Origin of the sequence: Streptomyces sp. NPDC057694, assembly GCF_042799415.1 — a bacterium.
In the GTDB taxonomy this organism is placed as follows: domain Bacteria; phylum Actinomycetota; class Actinomycetes; order Streptomycetales; family Streptomycetaceae; genus Streptomyces.
The window spans coordinates 1-6,601 of the sequence record NZ_JBHVIX010000036.1 but is presented as its reverse complement, the minus strand read 5'-3'; the positions used below and the strand labels follow the sequence as shown (position 1 = coordinate 6,601).

Annotated in this window: 4 protein-coding genes and 1 pseudogene; 3 read left to right on the top strand and 2 right to left on the bottom strand. The window is 69.7% G+C overall.

The genetic code is table 11. The annotated features are described in order from the left end of the window. Positions 1-431: 431 nt before the first annotated feature. Positions 432-1,718 (bottom strand): annotated as a pseudogene (locus ACFVDP_RS40720) (glycoside hydrolase family 71/99-like protein); the annotation flags it as partial. 251 nt (positions 1,719-1,969) lie between these two features. On the opposite strand from ACFVDP_RS40720, the gene ACFVDP_RS40715 reads away from it, so the two are divergent. From ACFVDP_RS40715 to ACFVDP_RS40705, 3 genes are all read left to right on the top strand, one after another. Then, complete coding sequence (locus tag ACFVDP_RS40715) at positions 1,970-3,319, top strand: cytochrome P450 (protein ID WP_383501835.1); 1,350 nt, start codon at positions 1,970-1,972, stop codon at positions 3,317-3,319. A 55-nt stretch (positions 3,320-3,374) separates the two neighbouring features. Next, complete coding sequence (locus tag ACFVDP_RS40710) at positions 3,375-4,319, top strand: catalase family peroxidase (RefSeq protein ID WP_383501832.1); 945 nt, start codon at positions 3,375-3,377, stop codon at positions 4,317-4,319. Positions 4,320-4,494: 175 nt separating this feature from the next. Continuing rightward, positions 4,495-5,397: an NADP-dependent oxidoreductase gene (locus tag ACFVDP_RS40705; RefSeq protein WP_383501829.1), complete on the top strand. Its 903-nt coding sequence runs from the start codon at positions 4,495-4,497 to the stop codon at positions 5,395-5,397. Between the two features lie 142 nt (positions 5,398-5,539). Here ACFVDP_RS40705 and ACFVDP_RS40700 read toward each other — a convergent pair whose 3' ends face one another. Continuing rightward, entirely contained in the window at positions 5,540-6,097 is a 558-nt protein-coding gene (locus ACFVDP_RS40700) for a hypothetical protein (protein WP_383501826.1), read from the bottom strand. Positions 6,098-6,601: the final 504 nt, after the last annotated feature.

The window sequence follows — 6,601 nt, the reverse complement described above, 5'->3', positions numbered from 1 at the left end:
GGCGGTAACTCCCCGTCGAGGCGGTTCAGCGCTTCGAGCGCGGCGCCGCGCACTTCGCGACGGGCGTCAGCCGGCCACCGTCACCAGATCGAACCGCCCCCACGGACCGGCGGCCGACGCACCGCATGCCGTGAGGGGAGCCGGGCCGGAGGAACTCCCGGAGGTCACCTACGTGTCCTTGGCCGACGGGCGCATGCTGACACTGCCGTCGGCGTTGCGCTCCGGCCGGAAGGCCTCCCGGGCGCCGATGGCGGTGCGGTTGGCGATCAGCGGTGACGACCCGCCGCCGTCGGCGCTGACGACCCGGCCGTTGGTACGGGCGCGCGGCGCGACGGCGCCGTCGCCCAGGGCGAGCCGGTCGCAGCGCTCCCAAGGACCCGGGCCGGCCGAGTCGCGGTCGGCGATCAGTGGTCTGCTGCGGCGCTCTTGGCGATGGTCGGCTGTGTGGGCCGGGTGGCGGTCGGGGCCAGTTCGCCCTTGAGCATGCGGCCGCCGTCGCCGGTCAGCCGCAGGTAGTAGTCCGCGGAGCAGGCCGTGCCGTCCTCGTCCAGGGCGAGCAGTCCGGAGCCCGTGGGCACCCAGGCCGCCGACTCGGCCGTCTTGGCGATCTGGTTGCCCTCGTTGTACTCGTCGAACATGGAGATGTAGACGCTCTGCACGCCCGCCCGTGCCATGTTGTAGAACTGTCGCCACATGAAGTCGCCGTGGACGCGCTGGCGGACGGAGACGTCGCCGGGCAGGACGCAGGGCTGGTAGTCGATGCCGTGTGCGGCGCAGTCCGCGAGGTCCGGGACGGTCGCCCGCTGGTAGAAGTCGTCCGCGTCGGCGATGGTTCCGATGCGGCCCACCAGCCACGGCGTCAGCATGTGGAAGGCGTGGTAGACGTCGCTGAAACCCGTCCGTGAGTCGCCGCCGGAAGGCGCGGTGCGCCACCACGTCGGAACCCCGCCGATCACGTAACAGCCCTGGTCGCGGAACCAGTTGACGACGTCGAGACAGGCGTCGGCCGAGAACGCGTGACTGCTGTCGTCGAACCCGAAGCCCCAGATGCAGACGACCGGCATGCCACTCTGGCGCGCGTACGCCGGGCTCTGCACGTGCGCGGACATCTTGTCGCGCCAGTCGGCCTTGATCTCCGACTGCATCGCGGTCCAGTTGGTGACGTCGTACATGATGTAGAACTTGCGGTCGTACTTCTCCGCGGCGCCGCGCACCTTCGTCGCCATGCCGTCCCTGGTCGGCCCCTCGCCGCCGTTCGGGTTGAAACGCTGGAGCGCGGCGGTGTCGATGCCGTACTGCTGCATCCACAGGAAGTGGGTGTCCACCGTCTGCTGGTCGTAGGAGGAGAAGAGGGACGCCGTACCGCCGTTGCCGAGGTGGCCGAACGCCGTCGGATACGTGTGCGTGTAGTCGCGGACGTCCGGCCACGCCTTGACACTGTTGTTGGTGGGTGACGGTGTCTGTGCGTTGTTCGGAGCCCAGTGCCACCAGGCGTTGATGGGGGCACCGTCGCCCTTGCAGGCGAACCAGCCCTGGTAGCCCGCGGTCACCTTGCCCACGACGTCACCGGGGGTGCCGGCCGCCGTGTCCGCGTCGGCCGGGGCGGTGGCCCGCGCGACACCCAAGGTGCCCAGCGCGGTGGCCGCGGTAGCGCCGGCTGCGGCGCCCAGCACCTTGCGACGGGTCCAAGTGGCGGATCTGTGAAGGGACTTCGGCATGGGGAACTCCAGTGGGGGAGGAGGCTGGCCGGGTGAGCCGTGAGTTAAGTGGGGTGAGCGGTTGGCTGTCAAGGAACCCGCGCGAGTGAACCCCATCGGTCCGGCACCCGGCCCAGACGGGCGGCGGTGCCTCTAAGGGCAGGAGACATGCCCGCTGACGCACCGTCAACACGTAGGCACACAGCGGCACATGAGCCGGGGCTAGCGTGCTCCTGCCTTTGTCCCGTCCGCCTCACCCCCCAGGAGCCGACGTGAGTACCACGGCCGCCGTCCCCACCGCCCAGGGCGCCTTACCCCTGGTCGGCCATGTACCCGCGGTCTTCCGCGACGCCCTCGGGTTCCTCTCCGCGCTCCCCGCCGAGGGCGACCTGGTGCGTCTGCGGCTGGGCACGCAGTCGATGGTGCTGGTCTGCTCGCCGGAGCTGACCCGCCACGTACTCCAGGACGACCGCACCTTCGACAAGGGCGGCCACATCATGGACCGGGTGCGGGAAATAGGCGGCGACGGCCTGGCCTCGTGCCCGCACAGCATGCACCGCCGTCAACGGCGCCTGTGCCAGCCCTCCTTCCAGGCCCAGCGCTATCCCGGCTACAGCACGGTGATGGCCGCCGAGGCCGAGGAGGCCGCCGCGCAGTGGCAGGACGGCCAGGTCTTCGACACCCACCGGCACATCATGAAATACGCGTCCCAGGCGGGTGTGCGTGCCATGTTCACCACCGGTGTGCCGGACGCTTCCATGGACCGCTTCCCGGACGACGTGGCCACGCTCCTCGAAGGCATCGTCGCCCGCGCGGTCCTGCCCCCGTTCCTGACCCGGCTGCCCACCCCGGGCAACCGCCGCTACTTCCAGGCGCGCGCACGCATGCACGACACGGTCGCCGGCATCATCGCCGACCGCCGGGCCGATCCGTCCGACCACGGCGACCTGCTGTCCTCGCTGCTCGGCGCGACCGACGCGGAGAGCAGCGGGGACAGCAGGGCGTTCACCGACGGCGAGGTCCGCGACCAGGTGATCACCTTCCTGATGGCGGGCACCGAGACCACGGCCACCACCGTGTCCTGGGCGCTGTACCTGCTGGCCCGCCACCCCGACATCCAGGACCAGCTGAGCGACGAGATCGACGAGGTCCTGAAGGGCGAGGCCCCCGCGTTCGGCCACCTGCCGGAGCTCGAACGGGTCGACCGCGTGATCACCGAGACGCTCCGGCTCTACCCGGCCGCCTGGCTGAACACCCGTACCACCACGCGTGACACGCGGCTCGGAGGCGTGGACCTGCCCCGGGGGACCTCGCTCATGTACAGCCCCTACGTCATCCACCACCGCCCCGACGTGTACGAGGACCCCGAGCGCTTCCACCCCGACCGCTGGCTCGGCACCCGCCCCAACCCCGTCACGTATCTCCCCTTCGGGGGCGGCGCCCGCAAATGCATCGGGGAACGGTTCGCCTGGACCGAGATCGCGCTGTTCCTGGCCGCCCTCCTGGGCCGCTGGCGCTTCACCCCGGCCGACGACCGCGACGTCACCCCCACGATCGGCCTCAGCCTGACCCCCGAGAAGCTGCGGCTGCGGGTCACGCGGCGACCGTCGCGTCCGGCATGACGGCTGCCGAACGTGGCAACCTCCGCCCAGTGAGTGTTCATACGTATGATAGAACATGCGCATGTCACCTGCGTCGTCGCGCCCTCAGACAGCCGTAGCCCTCGTCGACACCATCGAGCACCTCAGCGGTACGTATGCCGGCCGTCGTCGTGCTCACGCACGAGGCGTCTGCTACGACGCCGAGTTCACGCCCTCGGGTGAGGCGGGCCCGCTGACCACGGCCGCCCACCTGCAGGCGGACCCGGTTCGGGCGACCGTCCGGTTCTCCCACACCGGCACCGACCCGCAGCGGTCCGACGGTGAGCGTGCCGCACGGGGATTCGCCACCAGGTTCCACCTGCCCGACGGTTCCGCCACCGATCTGATCACGGTCAACCTCGACCGCTTCGTCGGCTCGACCCCCGAGCAGTTCCTCGACCTGCTGCGGGCGGCGGAGCGGGACCCGGACACCGGGAAGCCGGATCCCGCGAAGATCCGCGCCTACACCGAACTGCATCCGCAGGCGGGTGCGGCGCTGGCGGCCGCCGTCGGCGTCTCCGTCCCGACCAGTTACGCGACCACCGAGTACTGGGCTATCCACGCCTTCGTCTGGCGTGACGCGGACGGAGACGCGCACCCGGTGAAGTACCGGTGGGAGCCCGACGCCGGAATCGACCACACCGACCCGGCCGAGGCCGCCTCCTGGTCACCGCGGCACCTCACGGACGAACTCGCGGAGCGCCTGACCGGCGGCCCCGTCACCTTCACACTCAAGGTGCAGCTCGGCGAGGAGGGCGACCCCACCGACGACCCCACACGGGCATGGCCCGCAGAGCGCCGGGAGATCACCGCCGGGCGACTGACGATCACCGGGGAGGCCGCGGACCAGGACTACTGGGAAGCGCAGTCCTTCGACCCCAACCTGCTCACCCCGGGCATCGAGGCATCCGACGATCCGGTCCTCGCCGCGCGCAGCGCCGTCTACGCCGTCTCCTACGACCGGCGTTCTCACCAGCGCTGACAGGCCGGCGGGCAGCTTCCCTAAAGGGCACTCTCACGGCCCTGCCGGGAAGAATTCGGTCGAAAGCCCGCAGGGCGCTCACTTCGACGGCAGGCTGTTGCTTTCCCGTGTGCCGTGACGCGTCACGTCCGGCCGCGCCCCGCGAGCACACCGCCAGAGAGAGCCGGAGCCATCCATGAAGTCAGTCCGTTTCAACCGGTTCGGTGGCCCGGAAGTCCTGGAGATCGAGGACGTTCCCGAACCTCACCCGGGGCCAGGCCGGATACGTATCGCGGTGCGCGCGGCGGGCGTCAACCCCATCGACTGGAAGAAGCGGCAGGGGCTGATGGGGGGCAAGCCCCCGCAGTCCCTGGGCCAGGACGCGGCCGGTGTCGTCGATGAGGTCGGAGTGGGCGTCGTCGACGTCGCTGTCGGCGATCGCGTGTTCGGCCTCTCCGCCGGAAGCACCGCTCAGTCCGAACGGGCCGTCCTGTCCTTCTACGCGCCGATCCCGCCGTCACTGGACTTCGTGGACGCCGCCGCGCTGCCGACCGCCATCGAGACGGCCGCGCGGGCGCTCGACGAGACCGGCGTGGAGAAGGGCACCGTCGTGCTAGTCAACGGCGCCTCCGGAGGCGTCGGCAGCTCCACGGTCCAACTCGCCGTGGCGCGCGGCGCCCGCGTCATCGGCATCGCCAGTCCGGCCAATCACGACTACCTCCGCAAGCTCCAGGCCGAGCCCGTCGCCTACGGCGAGGGACTCGTCGAGCGGGTACGGGCCATCGCGCCCGAAGGCGTCGACGTCGCGCTCGACCTGGCCGGGAGCGGTGTCGTCCCCGAGCTCCTCGAACTCGCCGGCGGAACCCAACGCGTGCTGACCATCGCCGACTACGGGGCGGCCCAGAAGTACGGGGTGACGTTCAGCGACGGCCACGACGGCCGCGCCGTCCACGTCCTGGGCGAGATCGGCGAACTGATCGAGACCGGCCGCTTCGCCCTCCCGGTCGCGCGGACCTTCCCGCTCACCGACGTCGCCGAGGCCCATCGCACGAGCGAGCAGGGCCACGTGCGCGGCAAGCTGGTGCTGCTGGTGGGGTGAGCCGGCGCGCGGCACCGCGCGCGCCTACAGCATGTGCGGTGCGGCGGCCAGGCGCTGTTCCGCCTCCGGAATCAGCGTTGCGGGCGAGCTGCCTGACCTTCACCTCGGGCTCACAGAGGCACAGCTCGGCAGCCCCGGTACGTCACGGACCGGTGTAGAAGACGGAGTTGCCCGACTTGGTGCGCTGGGCCTTGTTCTCGGCCGTGAGTTCTTCGAGCGTCCTGCGCACCGCGGTGGCCTTGGGAGCGTGCTCGGGGTTCTGGTGCCTCAGCACGGTGGTGATCTCCACCGCGGAACGCGGCTCGCTCTGCTCCGCCAGGTGCTCGCGGATCAGGTCGACGAGCGTGGGCGAGGCCGACGGCGCCACCGGTGCCTTGCCGACCTTCTTCTTGACGGTCCGCTTCCCGGCAGGAGCAGGGGACTTCGTGGCTCCCGCAGGCTTCCGTGTACGGGACACGGCCGGGTCTTTCCGCTTGGCGGGTGCCGGGGATTCGACGGGCGCCGCCGATGGCACTCCCAGACCCTGCCGCATGGTCACCAGGAAGTCGCGATCTTGCTGCAGGGCAGCCAACTGGTCCTGCATCGCTTCGATCTCAGCGGTGAGACGTACTTGTTCCTGCTGGATGTGCTCGAGATCATCGGCTATCCGAGCGCTGTACTGAAAGGCCACGTCCGTGGCTCCAGCAGTGGTGTCAGACATATTGAGTACACACCCCATTCATGGGCGTCACAGCCGTCGAGAAGCACGTCCATGACGTATGCGAGATTGACGTGTCCGCTGTCGGTCCTGAAGCGGTGGGAGCCGCAGCCAGTACTACCGCGCAGCCATACTACGCATGACATGTGCACAGCCCTCAGCGGCCCGGTGAAAACGTTGGAGCACGGTCTTGACCGTATCTCCGTGGCCGGTGGTGTGTTGAGGTGTGCTGTTGGTGACCGGGGATGTGCGCACTGTTCATTAGTCGCAATGGGCACGCGCGAAGGACTTGTCCGTTGAGGGGCCGAGTCCATGGATCCTGTCCTGATCTGAGGTGTTTACGCCTGGATCCGAGGTGCTTGGGCCGAAGTGGGGGAGCACAATTGTGCGTGTTCACAAGCCCCGTTGACCTAGGAGCCTTCCATGGCCGGTAATCCCCGTAACATCGCTCTGGAGCCCGCTGCGCAGGCGTTCGTGGACGCGACGTCCGAGCCGCCGTTCCTGTAC